Annotated in this window: 21 protein-coding genes and 1 pseudogene; 12 read left to right on the forward strand and 10 right to left on the reverse strand. The window is 69.4% G+C overall.

Annotation, left to right across the window (positions count from 1 at the left end):
* Positions 1–321: 321 nt before the first annotated feature.
* Together ACFWZ2_RS15930 and ACFWZ2_RS15935 are read right to left on the reverse strand one after the other, a co-directional pair.
* Positions 322–777 carry an ATP-binding protein gene (locus tag ACFWZ2_RS15930; protein ID WP_384545911.1) on the reverse strand — a complete coding sequence of 152 codons (456 nt, stop codon included), beginning with the start codon at positions 775–777 and terminating at the stop codon, positions 322–324.
* Between the two features lie 96 nt (positions 778–873).
* Positions 874–1,614, reverse strand: coding sequence for a GntR family transcriptional regulator (locus ACFWZ2_RS15935; protein ID WP_384545912.1), 741 nt, complete (start codon positions 1,612–1,614; stop codon positions 874–876).
* Positions 1,615–1,695: 81 nt separating this feature from the next.
* Between ACFWZ2_RS15935 and ACFWZ2_RS15940 the strand changes: the two genes are divergently transcribed.
* Positions 1,696–2,793 (forward strand): DUF1152 domain-containing protein, encoded by a 1,098-nt coding sequence (locus ACFWZ2_RS15940; protein ID WP_384545914.1) that lies wholly within the window; start codon positions 1,696–1,698, stop codon positions 2,791–2,793.
* Positions 2,794–2,923: 130 nt separating this feature from the next.
* Here ACFWZ2_RS15940 and ACFWZ2_RS15945 read toward each other — a convergent pair whose 3' ends face one another.
* Entirely contained in the window at positions 2,924–4,390 is a 1,467-nt protein-coding gene (locus ACFWZ2_RS15945) for a P-loop ATPase, Sll1717 family (RefSeq protein WP_384545916.1), read from the reverse strand.
* 412 nt (positions 4,391–4,802) lie between these two features.
* Between ACFWZ2_RS15945 and ACFWZ2_RS15950 the strand changes: the two are divergent.
* Positions 4,803–5,039, forward strand: a pseudogene (locus ACFWZ2_RS15950) (Uma2 family endonuclease); the annotation flags it as partial.
* A gap of 13 nt (positions 5,040–5,052) precedes the next feature.
* Here the strand turns inward: ACFWZ2_RS15950 and ACFWZ2_RS15955 are convergent.
* Complete coding sequence (locus ACFWZ2_RS15955) at positions 5,053–5,808, reverse strand: dienelactone hydrolase family protein (protein WP_384545918.1); 756 nt, start codon at positions 5,806–5,808, stop codon at positions 5,053–5,055.
* 704 nt (positions 5,809–6,512) lie between these two features.
* On the opposite strand from ACFWZ2_RS15955, the gene ACFWZ2_RS15960 reads away from it, so the two are divergent.
* Positions 6,513–7,778: an MFS transporter gene (locus ACFWZ2_RS15960; RefSeq protein WP_384545920.1), complete on the forward strand. Its 1,266-nt coding sequence runs from the start codon at positions 6,513–6,515 to the stop codon at positions 7,776–7,778.
* Between the two features lie 9 nt (positions 7,779–7,787).
* On the opposite strand, the gene ACFWZ2_RS15965 is transcribed toward ACFWZ2_RS15960, so the two are convergent.
* From ACFWZ2_RS15965 to ACFWZ2_RS15975, 3 genes are all read right to left on the reverse strand, one after another.
* Positions 7,788–8,810 carry an ATP-binding protein gene (locus ACFWZ2_RS15965; protein WP_384545922.1) on the reverse strand — a complete coding sequence of 341 codons (1,023 nt, stop codon included), beginning with the start codon at positions 8,808–8,810 and terminating at the stop codon, positions 7,788–7,790.
* Positions 8,811–8,961: 151 nt separating this feature from the next.
* Positions 8,962–10,524: a circadian clock protein KaiC gene (gene kaiC / locus ACFWZ2_RS15970; protein WP_384545924.1), complete on the reverse strand. Its 1,563-nt coding sequence runs from the start codon at positions 10,522–10,524 to the stop codon at positions 8,962–8,964.
* On the reverse strand, positions 10,517–10,837 hold the full coding sequence (locus tag ACFWZ2_RS15975; RefSeq protein ID WP_384545926.1) for a circadian clock KaiB family protein: 321 nt from the start codon (positions 10,835–10,837) through the stop codon (positions 10,517–10,519). Before ACFWZ2_RS15975 ends, kaiC begins: the two co-directional genes overlap by 8 nt.
* 294 nt (positions 10,838–11,131) lie before the next feature.
* Here ACFWZ2_RS15975 and ACFWZ2_RS15980 point away from each other — a divergent pair, with 294 nt between their 5' ends.
* From ACFWZ2_RS15980 to ACFWZ2_RS15990, 3 genes are all read left to right on the forward strand, one after another.
* Positions 11,132–11,812, forward strand: a complete 681-nt coding sequence (locus ACFWZ2_RS15980) for a response regulator (protein ID WP_384545928.1) — start codon at positions 11,132–11,134, stop codon at positions 11,810–11,812.
* A gap of 216 nt (positions 11,813–12,028) precedes the next feature.
* Entirely contained in the window at positions 12,029–12,580 is a 552-nt protein-coding gene (locus ACFWZ2_RS15985; protein ID WP_384545930.1) for a GAF domain-containing protein, read from the forward strand.
* Positions 12,581–12,601: 21 nt separating this feature from the next.
* The gene (locus tag ACFWZ2_RS15990) at positions 12,602–13,183 is read left to right on the forward strand and encodes a hypothetical protein (RefSeq protein WP_384545932.1); all 582 of its coding nucleotides are present in this window, start codon (positions 12,602–12,604) and stop codon (positions 13,181–13,183) included.
* Between the two features lie 23 nt (positions 13,184–13,206).
* On the opposite strand, the gene ACFWZ2_RS15995 is transcribed toward ACFWZ2_RS15990, so the two are convergent.
* Positions 13,207–14,121: a MerR family transcriptional regulator gene (locus tag ACFWZ2_RS15995; RefSeq protein ID WP_384545934.1), complete on the reverse strand. Its 915-nt coding sequence runs from the start codon at positions 14,119–14,121 to the stop codon at positions 13,207–13,209.
* Between the two features lie 70 nt (positions 14,122–14,191).
* On the opposite strand from ACFWZ2_RS15995, the gene ACFWZ2_RS16000 reads away from it, so the two are divergent.
* Positions 14,192–14,872 carry a molybdopterin-dependent oxidoreductase gene (locus ACFWZ2_RS16000; RefSeq protein WP_384545936.1) on the forward strand — a complete coding sequence of 227 codons (681 nt, stop codon included), beginning with the start codon at positions 14,192–14,194 and terminating at the stop codon, positions 14,870–14,872.
* Between the two features lie 164 nt (positions 14,873–15,036).
* On the forward strand, positions 15,037–16,023 hold the full coding sequence (locus ACFWZ2_RS16005) for an isopenicillin N synthase family dioxygenase (protein ID WP_384545937.1): 987 nt from the start codon (positions 15,037–15,039) through the stop codon (positions 16,021–16,023).
* 71 nt (positions 16,024–16,094) lie between these two features.
* On the opposite strand, the gene ACFWZ2_RS16010 is transcribed toward ACFWZ2_RS16005, so the two are convergent.
* A complete protein-coding gene (locus ACFWZ2_RS16010; protein ID WP_384545939.1) occupies positions 16,095–16,370 on the reverse strand; it encodes a hypothetical protein in 276 nt (91 codons plus the stop codon).
* A gap of 370 nt (positions 16,371–16,740) precedes the next feature.
* On the opposite strand from ACFWZ2_RS16010, the gene ACFWZ2_RS16015 reads away from it, so the two are divergent.
* The 3 genes from ACFWZ2_RS16015 (at position 16,741) to ACFWZ2_RS16025 (ending at position 19,237) form a co-directional block, all read left to right on the forward strand.
* Entirely contained in the window at positions 16,741–17,604 is an 864-nt protein-coding gene (locus tag ACFWZ2_RS16015) for a calcium-binding protein (RefSeq protein ID WP_384545941.1), read from the forward strand.
* An 86-nt stretch (positions 17,605–17,690) separates the two neighbouring features.
* Entirely contained in the window at positions 17,691–17,879 is a 189-nt protein-coding gene (locus ACFWZ2_RS16020; RefSeq protein ID WP_384545943.1) for a hypothetical protein, read from the forward strand.
* A 65-nt stretch (positions 17,880–17,944) separates the two neighbouring features.
* A complete protein-coding gene (locus ACFWZ2_RS16025) occupies positions 17,945–19,237 on the forward strand; it encodes a cytochrome P450 (RefSeq protein ID WP_384545946.1) in 1,293 nt (430 codons plus the stop codon).
* Here the strand turns inward: ACFWZ2_RS16025 and ACFWZ2_RS16030 are convergent, their stop codons facing one another.
* Positions 19,238–20,173, reverse strand: coding sequence for an oxidoreductase (locus tag ACFWZ2_RS16030; RefSeq protein WP_384545947.1), 936 nt, complete (start codon positions 20,171–20,173; stop codon positions 19,238–19,240). It abuts the gene before it with no gap.
* 83 nt (positions 20,174–20,256) lie between these two features.
* On the opposite strand from ACFWZ2_RS16030, the gene ACFWZ2_RS16035 reads away from it, so the two are divergent.
* Positions 20,257–20,877 carry a TetR family transcriptional regulator gene (locus ACFWZ2_RS16035; RefSeq protein WP_384545949.1) on the forward strand — a complete coding sequence of 207 codons (621 nt, stop codon included), beginning with the start codon at positions 20,257–20,259 and terminating at the stop codon, positions 20,875–20,877.
* Positions 20,878–20,880 lie beyond the last annotated feature (3 nt).

Genomic DNA, 20,880 nt, shown 5'->3' on the forward strand with positions numbered 1-20,880 from the left:
CCTTGCCTGAGTCCTCTGCGGCCCACGCAAGGAGGGAACGGATCACTTCCGCCAGCCTGCTCCGCAGCCAGACGCCTTCACTGCCGCCCACACCGGTCACGTGACCGTAGTACGTCCACGTTTGGCCGCGATTCACTGCGGGGCGATAGCGCCAAGGCTGCCGATCAGAGCCACGAACGGGACGCTCGGCATCGGGGTGTTCCGGGTCGGCGTGCACAACGCTGCTCCAGTCCAGGGGTGAGTACCGCTGACACCCCAAGAGGCCGGATTCCGGGCACGTTTTCGACACGCAGCCCACCGGTAGCGGGCTTTAGTAACCCCTTAGTCAGGCTTGAAGGCACGGTGCATAACAAATACAACAACCGTCCCTCCAGGCCCACTTGGGCCCGACCACCACTCATCAGCCAACACATTGACGAGTAGCAGGCCACGCCCTTGAGCCTCCGTGGCTTCGGGAGAGCGCATACGGACGTTGGCGGGGCAGCCGGGGTTGTGGACGTCCACGCGTAGCGCATCACCAACGCGGTACCAGCGGATGCGAATCCGCCATGGCTCGTCCGCCTTCCCACAGAGGATGGCATTGGTGACCAGTTCCGAGACCATGAGCACGCAGTCGTCGATGGAGCAGGCGAGTTGGTGAGGCTCGGTGAACTTACGGAACCAGCGGCGTGCCCGCGCCACGGACTCCGGTACGGGGTAGAGGAGCATCCCGCCGAGCGGTTCGAGTGAGGCGTGGTCGCGACCAGGGTCTCCGGGATTGTCATCGGTGCGCGTCATTGCGCTCCCCTTCCGGTAAGTGGCTAAGGCCACTTACCGGATAGTGGCATTGGCCACTTCGCACGGCAAGGCCTTCCGTAGGACGGCGCCCATCCCTCACCCCAACGGGTAGCCCTGCTCGAACGCCCAACGTCCTGGCGGATACACGGCTTCTGCGAACTCCAGCGGACGATCCTGCAGGTCGTACACCACGTGATGAACTACCAAGACCGCAGCGGGTAGTTCGAGCCCCAGCTCAGCGGCCTCCTCCTCGGTAGCCAGCCGAGCGCAGACACGATCCTCGCCGTAACTGCCTCGGCGGCCGGTGGCTTCCTCGACATACATGACCGTGCCCTCACGGATCCGCTCAGGCTCAACGAGCTTGGGCGCCCTACGCCCCAACTCGGCCGGGAACCAGGAGGTGGACACCTCCATCGGCTGATCCCCGGCATTGGTCACCCTCCGCCGCTGAACTGCCCTGCGATTCTTACCGAGTTCGAGCGCTTCGGCCACATGATCAGGCGCCTCGGCGTACCCCGCAGACGCAATGACCGCGTACTCACCGGGCCCATAGATCCGCCCGGTCTGCCGGGCCCGCCCATACCGCTCGCGGGCCCGCCGGTGCACTTGCTGATCACGTACGTACGTCCCTGACCCCTGCCGCTTCTCGACAAGCCCCTGGTGCCGAAGCGCCTCCAGAGCCCGGGCACTGGTCGGCCGAGAGACGTTCCAATCGGTAGCCAACTGCCGTTCGGACGGCACCTCTTCACCTGGCTGGAGATCCCCACGCAGGATCTGATCGCGAATGAACTGGGCGATCTGCAGGTACTTGGGCAAGGCTTCAGCGATCTCGGGCACGCGACGATCCCTTCACCGACTGGCTAATACCAGTGGCCACTATAGGTGTGCGCGGGCGAGGCAGCCCCCTACCCTGTTCTCGTGAAACGGCTCATTGTGGCGGCCGGAGGCGGCGGCGACGCGGTAGCGGCGGCAATGCTGCACACCGCCCTGTACGGGGACGACGGCGAGCCGGCGCTGATCCTGACGTACTCCTGGGACCGCCTGCTCGTCGACCCGGTGCCGGGCCCTCGCTCCCCCGCAGACTTCATCGGCCTGCGCCAACTCACGGAACATGTCTGGGCAGTTCCGGGAAGCGCGACGTTGAAGCCACCGTGCGCGGCAACGCTCCCCCGCCTCGCAGCCGAACTCCCCCACACCTTCGCGTTGATCGACCCATACGCCGGGACGAGAGGCATCACCCGCCAACTCAACGAACTCACGGCTCACTTCGCCCCAGAGACGATTGACCTCCTCGACGTCGGCGGCGACATCCTGGCCCACGGCGACGAGCCGACCCTGCGCAGCCCGCTGGCCGATGCCCTCACCCTGGCTGCCTGCACACGAGCCATGGCTAGCACCCAGATGCGCCTCCTGGTCGCGGGCCCAGGTCTAGACGGCGAGCTCCCCCCCGACATCCTCCACGACCGCCTTGGCCCACTAGTCACTAAGCTCACCCGAGAGCATTCACAGGCCATCACATCAGTACTTCGCTGGCACCCCTCCGAGGCGACTGCTCTCCTCGTCGCTACAGCATTGGGAGCCCGTGGCGTGTGCGAGGTCCGCGACGCCGGACTCCCCGTGCCCCTCACCGACGAAGGCCCCGCCGTCCACCGGGTCGACCTAGCAACGGCGTTCTCCAACAACCGCCTCGCCCAAGCCGTCGCCGACACGACCACGCTCACCGAAGCGGAGGAACGCTGCCGCAACATCTGCGGCATCTCCGAAATCGACTACGAACGAGCCAAGGCGCACCGTCTTGGCCAACGGCAGCCCAGCGAGACCACCAGTGAGGAGCTATTGATCCAGGTCCAGAGGTTCGAGAAAGCCGCCCTCGCCCGAGGTGCCACACACACGACCGTCCGCCGAGTCGCCGAGGCATTGAACTTCAGCGAAGAAGGGCGGCGTTGCCTCTCGCAACTCCTCATCCCGCGCGACAGAGACCTCCCAACGTCTGTGTGGACGCTTCAACGCAGTTGAGTTGCAAGGCGCATAGGTGGGGCCCAGACACACCTGACCTGCGCTAAGCATCGCCGAAGGGGTACCTCTCTAGCGGGCGCCCCCATCGGCACCCCCGTAGGCACCCCACCTCAAAGTCGCTCCACCACCATCAACTCCGGCCTGTCAGCAGGTCCAACGCTTCCTTGAACCCGGGGTGCACTCGGAAAACCTCCGACGATGAATTGAATCGCGCACGCGGATCCCGGTACCGCCAGACATACTCCGAGCCGCCCCCGCGCCCGCCGGGCTTCAGGTAGCCGACAACCGAGAATTCAAATAGCTGACCCAGGGCAGAAACTGGCTCGATCCCCAACAAAGAGGGCCTCCTCGACCACGCCGTTGCGAAGTTCTCCAGCGAGAATTGCAGAGATCCCAGCTCCTTGACAACCTCCAGGTATTCTTTGTACTGAGGAACATGCTTTGCAATCTCATCATCAAGCTCATTCAGCAAGTAGTCCGAGTAGCCAGAACGCGCTTCATGGACAACTTGATTATCGAACTGGTCGGCAGACCCAGAGCCCTTATACTGCTTCAGGATCTCATTACAGAATTTAATTATGTCGCGAGGCCTCAGGAAGGTGCGATCGCAGATATGTCGATACTTCGTTTGCCTACTCGGCATCTCACGACTTTCGTCAAACACGCTCTCCCAGCCAACGAATGGGCCAGCATCGTCACCTAGTACACGACTGAAGCGACTCTCCATCAACCCCTTAAGAGTCAAACCGCCCGAGGATTCGTGCCACTCGACGAATTCCGAGAAGTTCTCGGTGATTTTGTTTTTGTCCTCGAACTGAAGATCTTGATAGATGTCGTCTCGCAGGAAGACCACCACGTTCAGCTTCTTGCCTCGGCTGCGCGCCGCCAGGAATAGATCGCGAGCCGCAAGGATCAGGCCGATGAGGCGCTGAGAGTACGCAGCTTCGGATTTAACGAATCCGAGGTCAAGCTGATCGAAGCAGATGTAGTACGAGTTGTCTGGGTTCAGGGACCGGAGAACGTGCTCTTGAATCGCCTGATTGACTTCTTGGATATGGGGTGGAAGCTCCCTGACCCGCACTCGTTCACCCGAGATTTCGAGATACGGGATCTTGAGAGTGCCCTTGAACCTCAACTCCTTCTCTGGACTGAACAACTGCCGGACGTCAGGATCGCGGGATCCATACGAGTCGACTACAAAATCCTCAAGCGCTTGCACCGATTCAAAGGAATCATCGCTCCACGGCTGACTTTGGTCTAGATTGAGGAGGATCTTCGCCAACCCCATAAGCGATAGATACTTCCAGCTGTGAAAGTACCTTCTTTCCTCAGGAACCCCAGTCTGCGCCTGAAGGTCGTGATGCTGCCAGGGGTAATCATCGAACGAGTGACCATACGCAAACTCGTGAGCACCCCTCTCCGTCAAGAATCGCTTAAATATTGCAGTCTTCCCGGATCCTTTCCGCCCCAGAATGAGGAACTTCTTATTCTCTTTTGCCGCAATGTACGCTGGGTGATTCTGGAAGCACTCGCGCAGCAACTCATCGGCGTCAGCATCAATGGCCCCAAAATTCTCTACTTCCGAAATCTTCAGCATTTAGCACCTATTGCGGTTTCGTTCGGGAGCTGATACCGACAGAATAGCGCCGCTTGTGAGCCCTGTGCGCAGAGTTCCGGACATCTCCAGAGGTCGGGCGCCGGGTAAGCGCTGACCAAGCTCATGAAGCGCCGGGGCATGCCTACCTCTGCCTGCCCCGGCATGACATCCCAACAGTCTCCGAAACCACCAACTCCCGCCCCTCTCCGCCCCGTACAGATCCAGTCGGCCCCCCCGCCGGGGGCACAACGCATTACCTCTCCCTAGGGTTTCTCCCCTGCGGAGGGGAGCTGTTCGGCCTCGGACGTCTCGTCCGGGGCCGTTTGCGTGAGGTCGGTCGCGGGGCTCACTGGTCGGATGCCGGTCGGCGGGACCGGGCGTGAGCGGGATCGGCGTGCTGGACGGGCGGCATGCCGCCGCGGGCCCGGAGCGGAACGCCGCCACGGACTTCGACGTCCGGCTTCAGGACGTCCCGCACGCCAATCGCCGCCCGGACGTCGTCGTGTACCGCGCGGACACGATCGACATCACCCCCACCCGCCCTGAGCACGTGCTGCTGGTCGCGGAGGTGGTGTCGCCGGGCTCGGAGACCACCGACCGGATCGTGAAGGTCGACCAGTACGCCAAGGCAGCGGCCCCTTCCCGGTGGAGCTCGACCTCGGTCAGGTGTTCGCCAGCGTCCTGCGCAGCAGGGGGAGAAGGCGGTCCCAGTGGCGCTCCAGCCCTTCGGCGTCGAACGCGGCGGTGTCGGCCATGGTGAAACCGTGCACGGTGCCGGGGTAGACCTCGGAGGTGCAGCGGACGTCTGCGTCGGCCAGGGCCTTGTTGAGCTCGGCGACCGCCTGGGGCGGCATGCCCTCGTCATGCTCGGCGAGGCCGATGTGGAGTTCGGCGCGCAGGCGGTCGGCGAGCAGGTGGGGGCTGTCGGGGGCGTCGGTGACCAGGGGACCGGGGTGGAAGCAGGCTGCGGCCGCGACCTGTTCGGGGTGGGCGGCCGCGGTACGTACGGCCAGGACGCCGCCCATGCAGTAGCCGATCACGGCGACCGGGCCGGGGCGGACCTCGGGCCGGGTGGTGAGGAAGCCCAGGTAGGCCGCGGCGTCGCGCTGGGCGCGCTCGGTGGTGTGTGCGCTGAAGACCGGACCGATGCGGGCGAAGAACTCGTCACGGTTCTCGGGGACGCGCAGGTCGGGCACCTCGACGACAGGGGCTGGGCCGTGGCGGTAGAAGACGTTGGGGACCAGGACGTAGTAGCCCTCGGCGGCCAGCGTCTCGGCCATCCCCTGAAGGGTGGGCCGCGGCCCGAGGGCGTCCATATAGAGCAGCACACCCGGGTGGCGCTCGCCGTCGTCGGGGAAGGCGGCGAGGCCGTCGGCGGTGCCGTCGGGGGTGGGGATCTGGATCGTCCTGGTGGGCATGGGCTCTGGTTCCCTTCTCGCGGCAGGTCGCTGCCGTATCCATATCGATGACCGCCAGCGAACAACCTCAACTGCACCTGAGATCAAACGGGGGGCGTCTTCCGGTCCGCGACTTGACCTCGACCTGGGCTGAGGCGGTCGCCCTGGGGGGTGACGACGCGTACCGCCTCCACCGATACGACGACCGGCAGCCGGCAGCCGGCGTGAGCTGTACCGATGAGCGCGAGATCCGTCTTCCCCATCCGTACGGCAACGTGCCCAGCCGCCGTCAAGGTACGCCGCTCCAGTGCCGCGGAAGCGGTGCAGTGGGCATGAGCCAGGCGGCCCCACCACCCCGTACAGATCCAGCAGATCCAGTCCGCCCCCGCCGGGGGGGCGCGACCGCCGCCCGTCCCGCTCTGGGGAGGCAGGGTGGACGGGACGGCGGTCTGGGTGAGCACCGCGGTGGGGCGGTGGGCTTTTGTCATCTCACAGCGGAATGCGGCATACCGGCAGTGTGTGCAGGCGTCACGTGGCTGTGCTTGGTTCACACGGGGCGCGAAGGGGAGGGGAGGGGAGTCGGGGCCTCGCCAAGTCGGGGGTGGGGAGCAGGAATGCGACATCAACCATCGGCCCCGAGGGTGCTGTCGTAGTTCTGCCAGCCGCGCGGGGGTGCCGCCTGTTGGGGTGGGGGGCGACACACTGCCCCTCATAGGTCGGAGCTCATGTCCACCAGCACTAGTAATCCAGTTGATCCAGTTGGTTCAGTTGGTTCAGTTGGTCCAGTTGATGGCTCGGTTTTGCGGGGGCCGCGTGCCCCGATGGTCGGGCGGGCGGGCGTCGTCTCGGTGATGCTGGGGATCTTTGTCATCGTCACCACGGAGATCCTGCCCATCGGGATGCTGACCTCGATCGGCTCCAGTTTCACGGTGTCGGACGGTGTGGCGGGGCTGATGATGACCATGCCGGGGCTGCTCGCGGCCTTCGCTGCGCCGCTGGTCACCGTGGCCACGGCGGGCGTCGACCGGCGGGTGATGCTGTGCGTGTTCATGCTCCTGCTGGCGCTGGCGAACTTTCTTGCCGCGGTGGCACCCAGCTTCTGGCTCATGCTGGTGTCCAGGGTCATGGTGGGGATCACGATCGGCGGGTTCTGGTCGATGGGCGCCGGTCTTGCCGAGCGTCTTGTGCCGCCGGCGTCGGTCGGCAGGGCGACTGCCGTGATCTTCTCCGCCGTCCCCCTGGGGTCCGTCCTCGGGGTGCCGGCGGGCACGCTGCTCGGGGATGTCGCCGGGTGGCGTACGACGTTCGTGGTGATGGGTGTGCTGTCGGTCGGGGTGCTGGTCATGCTGTTCCTGGCCGTACCGCCGCTGCCGCCCGTCCGGGCCACCCGGCTGGGCGTCCTCAGGGGGATGTTCCGCAGCGTCAACACCCGCTTCGGGCTCGTGCTGACGTTCCTGATCGTGCTGGCCCACTTCGGCACCTACACGTATGTGACGCCGTTCCTGGAACGGGTCACGCATGCCGACGGCGGTCTGATCACCGCGTTCCTGCTGCTGTACGGCGTGGCAGGCATCCTCGGCAACTTCCTCGGGGGCGCCCGGGTGGCGCGGTGTCCGCGGACCGTCTTCGCGGTCGCGGCCGGGCTCATCGCGGGGGCGACCCTCCTGCTTCCCGTGGTGGGCCGCTGGGAGGCCGGTGCCGTGGCCCTGCTGATCGTGTGGGGCGTCGGCTACGGCGCGGTGCCGGTCGCGTCGCAGACCTGGTTCGCCAAGGCGGCGCCAACTGCCCCCGAGGCGGCCACGGTTGTCTTCACGGCCTCCTTCCAGGCCACGATGTCCCTCGGCGCGCTCCTGGGCGGACTCGCCCTGGACCGCACCTCTCCCTCCGCGGTCATGGCACTCGGCGGCTGCATCGCGGTCCTCATGGTCCTGGCGGCAGGAGCGCACTTCGCCGGGCGCCACTCCTGGCCGGGCGGCGCGGACGGCGGCTGATCCCCGGTCTCACGCCCCGGCCCCCTCGGCATCCGCAGCCGGCGTCGGCGGGTCCGGAGCGGGCGGGGCGCGGCGCAGGCGGAGGCAGAAGCCGGGGTCCGCCCGGGTTCCGGGGTCGTACCAGGCGTCACCACCGGCGGCGCGGGCGAGGTTGCGGACGATCCAGAGGCCGAGGCCGGTGCCGGTGGGCCGGGTTCCGTGGGGGGTGTCGGGGCCGCGGCTGAAGCGTCGGAAGAGGCGGGGGACGACGTCGGGCGGGATGCCGGGGCCTCGGTCGTGGACGCGGACGGTGAGGTGGGCCGGTGACGATGGGGTCACGTGTATGCCGACGGGCGGTCTCCCGTAAGTGAAGGCGTTCTCAAGGTAGTTGGCGAGCATTTCCCAGAGGTCGCCGCGGTCGACGTACGCCACCACGTCGGGCGGGCAGTCCACCTCCACGCGCGGGGCGTCCTCCCCGAGTGCGCCGAGTTGTTCGAGGATGAACTCCAGGACGGGGACGGGCCGCGGGGCGGCATGTGTGGCCCTCGCGTCGATCCTCGCCACGGTCAGGTGCTTGCGTACGAGGGCCTGCAGCCGCTCGGTGCTGTCGATGATGCGGTGTGCGATGTCCGTCCGCTGGTCGTCGGTCAGGTGTGTGTCCGCGTCCCGCAGGGTGTGCGCGAGCACGCTGATGGTGGCCAGGGGGTTGCGCAGTTCGTGCGCGGTGATCGCGATCTCGCTGTCCTGACGGGCCAGTGCCGCCTCCAGCGTGCGCTGCGCCCTGCGCCGCTCGGTGACGTCCCGGAGCGTCGCGATGTGCAGGCGCTCGCCCAGCGCGTGCGTCGCCGTGACCCTCATCTCGACCACGCGTCCCTGGCCCGAAGGAAGGACGAGGTCGATCTCCGCGGCACCGGTGGCCGTGACGGGGAAGCCGAAGGGGAGTTGGAGGAGGCCTCTCGCCGGGCGGCCGAACAGGGCCGCGGCGGCCGGGTTGCAGAGCTTGATGTTGCCCTGCCCGTCGACCACGACGATCCCGTCGGGTGCGGCCGCCACGACCGCGTCGCTCGGGTGACCGGGCACCGCCTCGCTCGGGCGGCCGTGCGCCGCCCCGTCCGGTGAACGCCCCGGCGGCCCGGTGCCTGCGGACCCGCCGGCCGAAGCCCCCTCGACCCGAGCCGCCCCCGCTCCCGCCGCCCTCTCGTGGTCAACCATCAGCGCTGGTACCGGGATTGCGCGCATCCCACTCGCCCTGCTGCTCGCTCCCCGCCGCCGGAGGGGTGGTCTGGGCGAGGCCGCCGGTCGGGGGGTAGGCCGTGCTGAGGACGTGGGAGAGCCCGCGCATCGGTTCGCCGATGTGCATGCCGGTGTCGTCGATGGTGAACCGGCGGATGCTGTGGTCGTGGACGGAGCCGCGGGTCTGCAGGACGGCGAGGCCGCGCTGTATCTCGCCCTCGGTCTCCACGTACCGCAGCAGGATGGTCACGTCGGTGAGGCTGGCGACCTCCATCGCGATCGCCGGTGTGACGGTCGGGGTGACCCGGCCGGTGGGGGCCGAGGTGAGCAGCGTGGTGATCTCGTGGTGGCGGAGGACCGCGCCGAGGGCGATGACGAAGTCGAGCAACGCCCGGGAGCTCACGATCCGTTCGAGCGCGGAGAGGGTGTCGATGGCGACGCGGGAGGGGCGGAAGTCCTCGATGACGCGCCTGATCCGCAGGAAGTGGTCCTCCGGCGAGGCCACTTCGGGGTATTCGGAGACGACGCGCAGCAGGCCGGAGGCTTCCATGGCGTCGAGGTCCAGGCCCCAGCTCTCGGCGTTGCGGTCGAGTTGTTCGCGGGTCTCGTCGAAGGTCTGGAGCAGACAGCGCTCACCGGCCTCGACGGCGGAGGCCGCGAAGAACAGGCTCGTCAGTGTCTTGCCGGTGCCGGTGGGCCCGGTGAGCAGCACGATCGAGTCGCGGAAGAAGCCGCCGCCGCACATCGCGTCGAGGCCCGGGTTGCCGCTGGAGACGCGTTCGGTCGACGCGCGCTCGCGCGGCTGCAGAAAGGCGAGGGGCATGATCACGATGCCCTCGCGCGGGCCGATGGTGAACAGCCATTCGCCGGTGCGGTGGCTGGTGCCGCGGAACTTGACGATCTCGACCGTACGGCGGCGCCGCTCGGCCCGCAGGACGTTGCGCAGGATGATGACGTTGTCCAGGACGAACTCCTCGACGCCGAAGCGGGACACGCTGTTGTACTCCTCGGGCCGCTCCGCGGTGACCACGGTGGTCACCCCGAGGTCGTCGAGGACCGAGATGACGCGGAACAGTTCGTGACGGATGCTCCCCACGGTGGCCAGGTTGGAGAAGACCGCGCCGAGCGAGTCGAGCGCGACGCGCCGGGCGCCGATCCTGCTGACCGCGTGCGCGATCCGGGCCGCCAGGGCCCCCAGGTCGTACGCCCCGACCGTGGCCGCCTCCACGTCGGTGTCCGCCGAGGCGTCGACGAACGTCCACTTCCCGGTCTCCTCCCACTCCGCGATGGGGAAGCCCAGTGAGGTGACGTTGAGCCGGATGTCGTCGGGGTCCTCCTCGAAGGTGACGAACACCCCCGGATCGCCCTGGTTCTGCACTCCCCGGGCGAGGAATTCGATGGCGAACAGGGTTTTTCCGCTGCCCGTCGTCCCGGCCACCAGGGTCGAGCGCGCCGCGGGCAGTCCGCCGAGGGCGATCTGGTCGAACCCGTTGATGCCGGTGGGGATCCTCTGGATGCCGTCGATGTCAGTCATCGCCCCGCCTCTTCTGGGCCAGTTCGGCTGAGTCCGGCAACCCGAGCGCGAGTGCGGCGCGGCGCTGGTCGGACAGGTCTCCGATGACGCGCCGGTGCGGAAGCGGAGCGAGCCGGATGACGGTCGGGGTCGCCAGGATGCGGTTCTCCTCCGCCAGTTCGGGCCGGTCCACGACGTCGATCACGGTGATCTCGTAGCCGTCCACGATCCGGGATTCGCACAGCGTCAGCAGGTTCGACCGCGCGGCGTCGGAGCGTTCCGTCGCTCCGGCCACGTACAGCGTGAAGGCGTACGGGCCCCGGGCGCGGTTCATCGGCGGTCCCTGTCCGGACGGGGCGGCCCCGGGAACACCGCGTCCGAGCGGGGCGACCTAGGGAACACCACCCCAGGCGCACGCTCCTGCCGTGGTTCCGGGTCGTCGGCGCTGCGCATCGCGAAGCCTCCGCGGTATGGCTGCTCCCCTTCACGCTACGCAGCACCCACGACGGTGGCCAGAGCTCTTTCGGATAGGCCGAAGCGCTTTCCGGTGCAGCGGATGTGCGGGGGCCCCGCGCGGCTACGATCGGACGACGAGGCGCCGTGCGGGGCCTTGCCGCGAGGGTTTCCCATGATCCGAATACTTGTCGTCGAAGACCAGCAGGCGATGGCGGGCGCACTGGAGATCGCGATCGGGGCCCAGCCCGATCTCGTGTGCGTCGGCGCGGTGGGCACGGTCGACGAGGCCGTCGCGCTCGCCGCGGAACAGCGCCCCGACGCCGTGCTGATGGACATTCACCTGCCGGGTGCCGACGGCATCGAGGGCACCCGCAGGATCAGGGCCGAGCATCCGCGCACCCGGGTCCTGCTGCTCACCGCGGACGCGACGCCCCGCCAGCTGGTGGCCGCGACCTCGGCGGGGGCGGCCGGGTTCATCGCCAAGGACAGCGCGTTCCCCGCGGTCCTCGCGGCCATCCGCGCCCCGGCCGAGGGGCCGATGTACGTCGAGGGGTCCACCCTGGGACTGCTCGTGTCGGCACTGGACTTCCTGCACGCCGATGCGGCGCCGCCCCGGGGCGGCGGCGACCGGTCGAGACTCACCGCGCGGGAGCGCGAGGTCCTCCAGCTGATGGGCCAGGGGCTCGGTCCGCGGGCCATCGCGGAACGGCTCGTGGTGAGCCCGCACACCGCGCGCGGCCATGTGAAGCGGATCATGGCGAAGTTGGGTGCGCACAGTCAGCTGGAGGCGGTGGTCGCCGCCGCGCGGTTCGGGCTGTTGCGGGAGTTGTCCCGGGAGTCCCAGGAGCGGTGAAGGGGCGGGTGCGTCGGGGGCGGTGGTTCCGGGACAGCCCATTCGGGCTGTCGTATCGGCTCACTTGGGGGTTTCACGCGCCGCGCCCGGCTTTCTACGGTGAAGGGTGTGCGGCCGGTGTCCGCTCGTCGACGAGGACACCGGCCCGCCCGGCCGGTCACCCGGAAACCCTCGCGGAACAGGTCCCGGCCACGGCACGGGAGAAGGGCGGAAGCGATGGCCCAGGAGACTCTCGCGGCACCCCCCGTACCGGAGTTCACCGACATCGAGGCCGACTTCGTCACCCCTGGAGAGGTGCTCGACGTGCTGGCCCAGGTGACCGCGGCCGCCCTGTGCGGCACCGCGGCGGGTGTCTCCCTGCTCGACGGCCAGGGGCAGCTGCGCTACGTCATGGCTCTCGGCCTCGCGGCCACGGACCTGGAGTGCGTCCAGGAGCGCGACCGGGTGGGGCCGGGCATCGACGCGGTGCGCACCGGGGCGCTCGTCGCGGCCAAGGACCTGACCGGGTCCGACGGCCGCTGGTCCCGTTACGGGCAGCGCCTGCTGGCGCACGGCCTGGTCTCCGTCACCGCGCTTCCGATGGAACTCGACGGCACCGTCCTGGGGACACTCAGCGTGTACGACTCCGCTCCGCGCGACTGGTCCGCCGACGACCACGCCACGGCCCGCGCACTCGTCCGTACGGCGCTGGTCCAGCTGTGCCCGGGCCATGCCGGAGGGCCTCCGTACGACGTCTGGTCGGGCATCGAGGCGGCGTACTCCGTCTGACCGTGTCCTACCGTTGCGCGTATGACTCCGATCAGCCCCGAGAACCCGCTGACCTCTGAAGACGCCCTGTCGCTGCTCGCCCTGCTCTCCGCGGGGGTGGAGATCGAGCCGGGCATGAGCGAGCTGGAGCTCGTCCGGGCCGAAGAGCGCTGGGGCTTCCGTTTCGCTCCCGAGCACCGCACGCTGCTCGGCGCGGGACTTCCGACGGGCAGCAGCAATTGGCCCGACTGGCGGGACGGCGACCCGCAGGACCTCGCGAAGCTGTTGTCATGGCCGGTCGACGGCGTGCTGTTCGACGTGGAACACAACGACTTCTGGCATCCCGACTGGGAGCCGCGTCCCGCGGGCATGCGGGACGCCCTGGAGGTGGCCCGCACCCACCTGGCCGAGGTCCCGGCGTTGGTGCCGGTCCACTCGCACCGCTACCTGCTCGCCGATCCCGACCGCATGGGCACACCCGTCCTTTCGATGTACCAGACGGACATCATTTACTACGGCGCCGACCTGGCCGACTACTTCCACCACGAGTTCGGGCGCCGCGCGCCGGCATCGGGCGACGACGCGTACGCCGCGATCCCGTTCTGGGACTACTTCCTCGACTGAGATCCACCCGTACGCGATTGCGGTCACGGGCCGCCGGATAGTCGCCCGGCGCCGTACTCGGCGATGACCCCCTCCGCGAGCCAGCAGTGCGTCCTGCCGAGGCCGGGCGGTCCGGGGGCGGTGGCGAGGGTGTCCAGGTGCTGCCAGTAACGGCGGATCAGCGGGACGGTGGTCCGCATGCCCGTGGCCATGAACGCGCGGAAGTCGGCTGTGTCATCCGTTTCGTAGGCGCGGGCACAGGCGCGGCAGAAGGCGTCGAGCGCCTCGCACCGGTGCGGGGCGTGCCCGGCGGCGACGGCGGGTGCGGCGCCCTCCGAGGCGTCGAGCAGCGCCGCGTACATCGATGCCTTGTCCCGCACATGGGATGCCGCCCAGTAGTCGAGGAACGCGGGCTCCGCCACGAGGGAGTGGAGTTCGGCGTAGGCCAGTACGGCTCGGGGTGTGGGGTCGCGCGGCGGTTCGGGGACGGCCTGGGCGGTGACGGCATCGGCCAGGCGCGCGGGCAGCTCCGGGGGCAGGGCGCGCTGCCACGCCCGGGCGAGGTCCGCGGTCGCCGGAGGCCGGCCCAGGACCCCGGCCAGTACGCGCAGCCGCCGCAGCCTCTCGGGACCCGAGCACTCCTCCAGCGCCTGCAACGCCGCTTCACGCCACCGCAGTTCCGCAAGCCGCGTCCGCGTGCCCGCCAACTGCTCGGCCACCAGGTCGCCGAGACGGTGTCCGCCGGTCGCGAGCCGGGCGATGCCCGCGATCGGCACGTCGAGGGCCCGTAACTGCCGTATCAGTGCGAGCTGTTCCAGTGCCTGCGGCGGATAGCGGCGATGGCCGCCCCGGCTGCGCGGTGCCGTCGGCAGCAGACCGATGTCGGTGTAGTAGCGGATCGCCTTCACCGAAAGCCCCGCACGTGCCGCAAGCTCCCCGATCGACCAGGTGACGTCCATCTCAGCCCCTTGAATCTCCCGTGCGGTGGAGGTCCTAGCGTACGAAGCGTCCGCGCTCCGGAGGATTGCCATGACACTTCCCCCAGGCCAGCACGCCGTCGACGGATTCCCCCGCTTCGGCACCCACATCCATCACCCGCCGCCGCCCGTCCCCGCAGAACCGGTGATCGAGATCTGCGGCGCCGACGGTGCTCTGGCCGGGGCCGTCGCCCTGTCCCTGGCCGACCTCGCGGAGCTGCCGCGCCAAGAGGTCGGAGCCGACTTCCACTGTGTCGCCGGATGGTCGGCGACCGGGCTGCGGTGGGAGGGAGTCGCGTTCGGGACGCTCCACCGCCTGCGGGTCGAACCGCTGCTCGTACCGGACGTGCCGATCAGTCACGTCGTCTTCGAAGGTCTCGACGGCTACCGGTCGATCGCGCTGCTCGACGACGCCCTGGCCGACGACGTGCTCATCGCCGACCGTCTCGACGGGCGGCCGCTCGACAGCGACCATGGCGCTCCGGTGCGTCTTGTCAGCCCCGGCCAGTACGGCTTCATCAGTACGAAGCACCTCTGCCGCATCGAGTTCCACACGTCCGAGCCCCCGGCCACCGACCGCTGGTCGCCCATCGCGGCGCACCGCAGGGCGAGGGTCTGGCAGGAGGAACGCCACCGTCGGCTGCCGGGCCGGGTGGTGCGGCCCGTGTACCGGGCGCTGATCGGGCCGATCCGCGCGCTGAGTGCGCGAGGGAGCCGCGTCATGCGTACCTGACGCCCGAGGTGCGGGAATCCACCACAGGCCGCCCCCTCTTCGCCTGATTCCGCCGGATTCGCGGGTGTGGCTTGGGGCGGGTGCGGACGGGTCCGGATGCTGGTGGCCGGACCCGGCCCGGCCCCGCCCCACGCCACGCCACGCCCGCGAAAGGGAGACGCCCCATGCCATCCGCCCGCATTCCCGTGATCGACCTCAGCCCCTGGTACGAGGACATGGACCAGGGGCCCGCCCCGGACAGCGGCACCGCCCGGCAGCAGCTCGCGGCCCGCGTCGACCAGGCCCTCCAGAGCACCGGCTTCCTCCTGGTGACCGGCCACGGCATCGCACCGGAGCTGCCGGGCCAAGTCCGGTCCGCTGCCCGCGAGTTCTTCCATCTGCCGCCCGCCGTCAAGAAGCGCTACACCCAGCACGCGGACCGGCGCGGCTGGATCGGCCGGGAGCGGGTGACCGTCGGCCGGTCCGAGGGCACCCGCACGCCGCCGGACCTGCTGGAGAGCTGGTCCTGCAACGCCGACTCCGCCCCGCGCCACGGGGGCGCAACGCAACGGCTGCCCGCCCGTTGGCCCGACGAGGTGCCCGCCCTGCACGCGCTGGTCACCGAGTACACGGAACGGATGCAGGGCCTCGCCGACACCGTGCTCGAGGTCATGGCGGCGGCCCTGCAGCGTCCCACCGACTTCTTCACCCGTCACACCACGCGTCCGAACTGGAACTTCATCGTGAACTGGTACCCGGCGGCGGACGAGACGGGCCCCGCCGCCCCCGGCCAGTTCCGCATCGGTCCGCACACCGACTTCGGCCTCGTCACCCTCCTGGACCGGCAGACCGGCAGGGGCGGACTCCAGGTCCACGACGAGGCGGACGGCTGGCGGGACGCCCCGTACGAACCCGGCGCGATCACCCTCAACATCGGTGACCTGATGGCGCGTTGGAGCGGCGACCGCTGGCGCTCAGGCCGCCACCGGGTGCTTCCCCCGCCGCCCGACGCCCCGCAGGAGGAGCTGACCTCACTGGTGTACTTCCACTCCTGCGCACCCGACACGAGCATCACGTCGCTGCCCGCACCCCTGGGACGTACGACTTACGCGCCCGTACGCGCGGGCGACCATCACGACGCCAAGATGCGGGCGATCTACGCCACCGGATAGGGCCCGTACGCCGACGCACCGGGGTGCCCCCCCCCTCGGACGGGGGGGGCCCGGTGCGTCGAATGCCCGGGTCAGCCGATGCCGGCCAGGATGCTGGCGACGAGATCGACGTCCACGTCCAGGTCCGCGTCCAGGTTCACGCCCGCGGAGTTCACCTTCGTCGTCGTCTTGTTGGCGCCCGTCGTCGTCACGCTCTTCGCGCCGATGTCGAGGATGCTGCCGACGCTGACACCCGCCTGGTTCCGGGAGTGGACGAGGGGGCCGTTGTCCGCGGCCGCGGTGGTGGCTCCGCACAGGGTGAGGGTGAGGGCGGCGACGGCCGCACCGGCCATGAGGCGTGTACGCATCGGGTGTGCTCCTTGATGTGGGGGACGTGGGGACTTCGAGGCGGGCATTTCCTTTCCCCGAGGTGAAGTAACGGACCGTCATCCATTCGGCCCGCTTGATCACCGGCTTGGCCCCTCATGAATGAATTTCCGTTTAATCGCGCCTTAAGGGCGGGGGGCGGGTTGCGAAGGGGAAACCCAACTCCCCTGCTCAAGCGGAATGTTGGGGATTTCCCGAGCAACCCATTGGGTCATCGCGGCGCACATTCCCCCGCAACCAACCGCAAACCCCGGATGTCACACCTGGTTGCAAGGACCACATACGCATCATGGAGGTTTTGCCATGCCCTCTCACTTCGCCGGGCGTCGCACTGTCCGTACCGTGTCCGCCGTGGCACTGGCCCTGGGCGCCGGGATGTCCGCCCCGCTCGTCCTGGCCGGGTCCGCGGGGGCCGCGGGCCAGGCCTCGTCCGCCACCGCCGCGTTCAGCGGGACCGATCACGGGATCCGCTACACGGCCGCAGCGGGGCAGGCCAACAAGGTGACCGTCACCGCCACGAAGGGCACCGGGACCGTCAGCTATCTGATCGACGACGCCGTGCGGATCACCGCCGGAGAGGGCTGCTCCCACCCGGACACCGCCGACCGCACCAAGGTCTCCTGCACGGTCGAGACCCTGGAGAGCCAGGACCCCTACCCCACCCTGCTGATGGACCTCGGCGACGGCGACGACACCGTCGGCTACGACAACGCGGGCGGCGAGACCTACTACTTCGCCCGTGCCGAACTGGGCGCGGGCAAGGACACCTGGACCCACACCAACGGCGTCGACGGCAACTCCGTCATCGGCGGGACCGGCGACGACAACCTCTCGGTGGGCGAGGACGGCGTGGCCATCGGCGGGGGCGGCAAGGACACGATCCACGCCGCCGCGGGGAGCATCGCCCACGGCGACGACGACAACGACACGATCTACTCGCAGGGCGCGGAGGGCTCCGTCTCGGGCGGCGCGGGCAACGACGAGATCCACGGCGGCGCGGGGCGGCAGAACATGTCCGGCGACGACGGCAACGACAAGCTCTACGGCGCGGGCGGCGACGACTTCCTCTACGGCGGCAAGGGCAACGACATCCTGTACGGCAACAGCGGAAACGACACGATCTACGGGAACAGCGGCGACGACACGCTGTACGGCGGCCCCGGCCAGGACGTCCTCTCCGGCGGCCCGGGCAGGAACGTCGTCCACCAGGACTGAGGACCGGAAGAAGACCGGAAGAAGAGGAGAGGGACCGGCCCGCACCGGCCGGTTCCCCTCCTTCGCACATCGCGGAGAATTCCCCCATGGGATTCCTGTTCATCGCCTTCTTCGCCGTTTTCCTCTATGTGCCCCCGGTGCTCCTGCTGTGCAGGAAGGTCGCGAGGAACAGCACGCCGAGAACGGGCTGGGCGATGGCCTTTCTGCTGATCGTGCTGCCCGCCGTCCTGCTCACCGTCGGCGGAATGATCGACGCGGACAACGCCGCGTCATAACGCCCGTCGCCGCCATCGGGTATGCAGGGAGCGTCCAGCAGGCCATCGCACGGAGGAGGCACAGCATGCGCATACCCGGACCCGAGGCGCGGGCGGACGGCGGGGCGGGGGCCGTCACGGCCGCGGGTGGGCTGCACACCTACCAGTTGTGGCTGCACCGGGAGTACGGCCCCGTCGTACGGTTCCAACTGCCGGGCGCGGGCACGGCGGTGTCGATCGCCGACCCCGTGCTCCTGGAGGCCACGGCGCACATCGACAAGCGGCCCGAGCGGCTCTTCGCGTTCCTGGAGCCGCTGTGCGAGGCCGGGAACCTCCAGGTGTTACCGGCCGATGAGCACACGCCCTGGCGGCGTCTGCTGCTCTCGGTGCTTGCCGGACGCCCGTCCCACGAACGGCACTTCGGCGAGTTCACCGCGCTGGCGACGGAGCTCGCGGACCGGCTCGCGCGGCAGGCGGACAGCGGGCCCGTGGCGCTGCAGAAGGAACTCACCGCCCTGTCGCTGCGGATGATCTGCGCGTACGCACTGGGCGGCGACGTGGACCTCGCGGACCCCGACGAGGTGATCACCGCGTTCGAGGTGGTGCTCACCGAGTATCTGGCGGGGGAACCGGGCGCGCGGGCGGAGGAGTCCCTCGCGCGGCTGCGCGCGACGGTCGACCGGGTGATCGCGGCGCACCGCTCCGCGGGCCGTACGGACCGCAGCGATCTGATCGGCGCGCTCGTGGAGGCCGGTGAGCGGCCCGCGCGGATCCGCGACACCGTCATGATGACGATGCTGGCCGCCCACCACACCACCGGAGTGGCCATCTCCTGGACCCTGCATCTGCTGGGCCGCCACCCGGAGGCCGCCGGACGCGTCGCCGCCGAACTCGACCGCGTGCTCGGCGACCGGGCCGTGCCCGACCATGCCGACCTGCGACGGCTCACCTATCTGGACATGGTCGTCAAGGAGTCGATGCGGCTCTTCCCGCCGGGGCCGTACGGCGCGCGGGAGGCGACCGACGACCTCGTCGTCGGCGGGTACGAGATCCCGGCGGGGACGACGGTCTTCTATCCGTTCTGGGCCGTCCACATGAACCCCGATTACTGGCCGCAGCCCGAGGAGTTCCGGCCCGAGCGGTTCACACCCCAGGAGGTCGCCGCGCGGCCCAGGTCGGCGTACATCCCGTTCGGTGTCGGCCCGCGCAGCTGCGAGGGCGCCGGCCTCGCCATGATCGAGGCGGAGCTGACCCTGGCGGTCCTGCTCAAGCGCTTCCGGTTCCATCCGGCGCCGGGGCACGAGGTGACGCCGATCGAACGGTTCGTGCTGTGGGCGGCCGACGACATCCGCATGAACGTGACGCCGCGTACGACGTAGTCAGTGCGGGAAGCGCACACCCGTGGCGGCCTCCGAGATCTCCCACAGGCGGCGGGCCGTCGCGGCGTCCGTGGCCGGGAGGCCGATCTCCACCGGCTTCGGGGCGCCGCGCAGTTCGCCCCTGCCGTCCGGCCCGATGAGTTGTCCGCCCGCCGCCTCCGGGGCGGTCGCCGCGTACAGCTGGGGCAGGGCGCCGTCGGCGGGGGACTGTGCGAGGGGTCGCAGGAGGCGGCCGAAGAGCAGGGAGACCAGGCCGGTCGGGCCGTCGGTCTGCAGGTTGGTGGCCGTGTAGCCGGGGTGGGCGAGGATGCTGCGCACGGGGCTGCCCGCGGCGGTCAGACGGCGGTGGAGTTCCCTGCCGAAGACCGCGTTGGCCAGCTTGGACTGGTCGTAGTAGCCCATGGGTGAGTAGCGGCGCTCGCCGGTGAGGTCGTCGAAGCGGATGCGCGCCTTGCGGTGGTTGACCGAGGTCACGGTGACCACGCGGGGGTCCCGGCCCTCGGTCAGCAGGTCGAGGAGCAGTCCGGTGAGCGCGAAGTGGCCGAGGTGGTTGCCCGCGAACTGCAGCTCGTGGCCCTGGGGGCTCAGGGTGCGGGGCGGGGCCAGCACGCCCGCGTTGTTGATGAGGACGTCGACGCGCGGGTGGTCGGCGTGCAGCCGCTCTGCGAAGGCGCGCACCGATTCGAGGTCGGCCAGGTCGAGCCCGCGCACTTCGAGGCGGGCGTCGAGGCCGTCCTTCGGGTGCCGCGCGGTGAGGTCCCGGACCGCCCGACGCCCCTTGTCCTCGTCGCGCACGGCGAGGATCACGTGTCCGCCGCGGGCCGCGACGGCGCGGGTGGTGGCGAGGCCGAGGCCGCTGTTGGCCCCCGTCACCACGGTCACGCGCCCGGTCTGGTCCGGGATCCGGTCGGCGTTCCAGCGCTGATTCTGCATCATGCGGCACACGCTGCCCTTTGTGGCACTCGGTGTCAAGACGCTACCGAGTGCCACGCGTGGCAGGGTGGCGCTACGATGGCCCGGTGAGCCCCCGACCCGAAACCAGCCTCGCCCAGCGCAAACGGCAGCTCGTCGCCGACGAACTGACCGAGGCGGCGCTGCAGTTGCTGGCGTCCAAGGGGTTCGAAGCGGTGACCGTCGACGAGATCGTGACCAGCGCCGGAGTGTCCAAGCGGACGTTCTTCCGGTACTTCGCGTCCAAGGAGGACGTGGTCGTCCAGTTCCTCGCCGACATGGGCACCGGCATCCACGCGGAGCTGACGTCCCGCCCCCTCGACGAGCGCCCGTCCGTGGCGCTGCAGCACGCGGTCTGGGTCTCCATGGCCGTCTGCGGCGACGAGTCGGACCGGGCGCTGCCCGTGGTCCAGCTGATCCTGCGTACGCCCGCCCTGCTCGCCCGCCTCCTGGAACGCCAGGCGCAGTGGCGCGAGGACCTGGCGGCGGAGCTGGCCCGGCGCCTCGGCCTCGACGCCGGGACCGACCTGTATCCGCGGATGGCCGCCGGGATGGCGCTGACCGCCTTCGACACGGTGCTGCGGCACTGGAGCGCCAGCGAGGGCGCCGAGGACCCGGCCGCCCTGATGGACCGGGCCTTCGAGGTCATCGCCCCGGCACTCGACGCGGTGCCGCCGCCCCGGAGCTGATCC

The organism is Streptomyces sp. NPDC059002, assembly GCF_042740435.1.
GTDB lineage: Bacteria > Actinomycetota > Actinomycetes > Streptomycetales > Streptomycetaceae > Streptomyces.

Excerpts from the sequence above, each read along its gene's own strand:
- ACFWZ2_RS15930 (WP_384545911.1), bottom strand. The coding sequence starts at position 777 with ATGACGCGCACCGATGACAATCCCGGAGACCCTGGTCGCGACCACGCC.
- ACFWZ2_RS15945 (WP_384545916.1), bottom strand. The coding sequence starts at position 4,390 with ATGCTGAAGATTTCGGAAGTAGAGAATTTTGGGGCCATTGATGCTGAC.
- ACFWZ2_RS15955 (WP_384545918.1), bottom strand. The coding sequence starts at position 5,808 with ATGCCCACCAGGACGATCCAGATCCCCACCCCCGACGGCACCGCCGAC.
- ACFWZ2_RS15960 (WP_384545920.1), top strand. The coding sequence starts at position 6,513 with ATGTCCACCAGCACTAGTAATCCAGTTGATCCAGTTGGTTCAGTTGGT.
- kaiC (WP_384545924.1), bottom strand. The coding sequence starts at position 10,524 with ATGACTGACATCGACGGCATCCAGAGGATCCCCACCGGCATCAACGGG.
- ACFWZ2_RS15975 (WP_384545926.1), bottom strand. The coding sequence starts at position 10,837 with ATGAACCGCGCCCGGGGCCCGTACGCCTTCACGCTGTACGTGGCCGGA.
- ACFWZ2_RS15980 (WP_384545928.1), top strand. The coding sequence starts at position 11,132 with ATGATCCGAATACTTGTCGTCGAAGACCAGCAGGCGATGGCGGGCGCA.
- ACFWZ2_RS15985 (WP_384545930.1), top strand. The coding sequence starts at position 12,029 with ATGGCCCAGGAGACTCTCGCGGCACCCCCCGTACCGGAGTTCACCGAC.
- ACFWZ2_RS15990 (WP_384545932.1), top strand. The coding sequence starts at position 12,602 with ATGACTCCGATCAGCCCCGAGAACCCGCTGACCTCTGAAGACGCCCTG.
- ACFWZ2_RS15995 (WP_384545934.1), bottom strand. The coding sequence starts at position 14,121 with ATGGACGTCACCTGGTCGATCGGGGAGCTTGCGGCACGTGCGGGGCTT.
- ACFWZ2_RS16000 (WP_384545936.1), top strand. The coding sequence starts at position 14,192 with ATGACACTTCCCCCAGGCCAGCACGCCGTCGACGGATTCCCCCGCTTC.
- ACFWZ2_RS16005 (WP_384545937.1), top strand. The coding sequence starts at position 15,037 with ATGCCATCCGCCCGCATTCCCGTGATCGACCTCAGCCCCTGGTACGAG.
- ACFWZ2_RS16010 (WP_384545939.1), bottom strand. The coding sequence starts at position 16,370 with ATGCGTACACGCCTCATGGCCGGTGCGGCCGTCGCCGCCCTCACCCTC.
- ACFWZ2_RS16020 (WP_384545943.1), top strand. The coding sequence starts at position 17,691 with ATGGGATTCCTGTTCATCGCCTTCTTCGCCGTTTTCCTCTATGTGCCC.
- ACFWZ2_RS16025 (WP_384545946.1), top strand. The coding sequence starts at position 17,945 with ATGCGCATACCCGGACCCGAGGCGCGGGCGGACGGCGGGGCGGGGGCC.
- ACFWZ2_RS16030 (WP_384545947.1), bottom strand. The coding sequence starts at position 20,173 with ATGATGCAGAATCAGCGCTGGAACGCCGACCGGATCCCGGACCAGACC.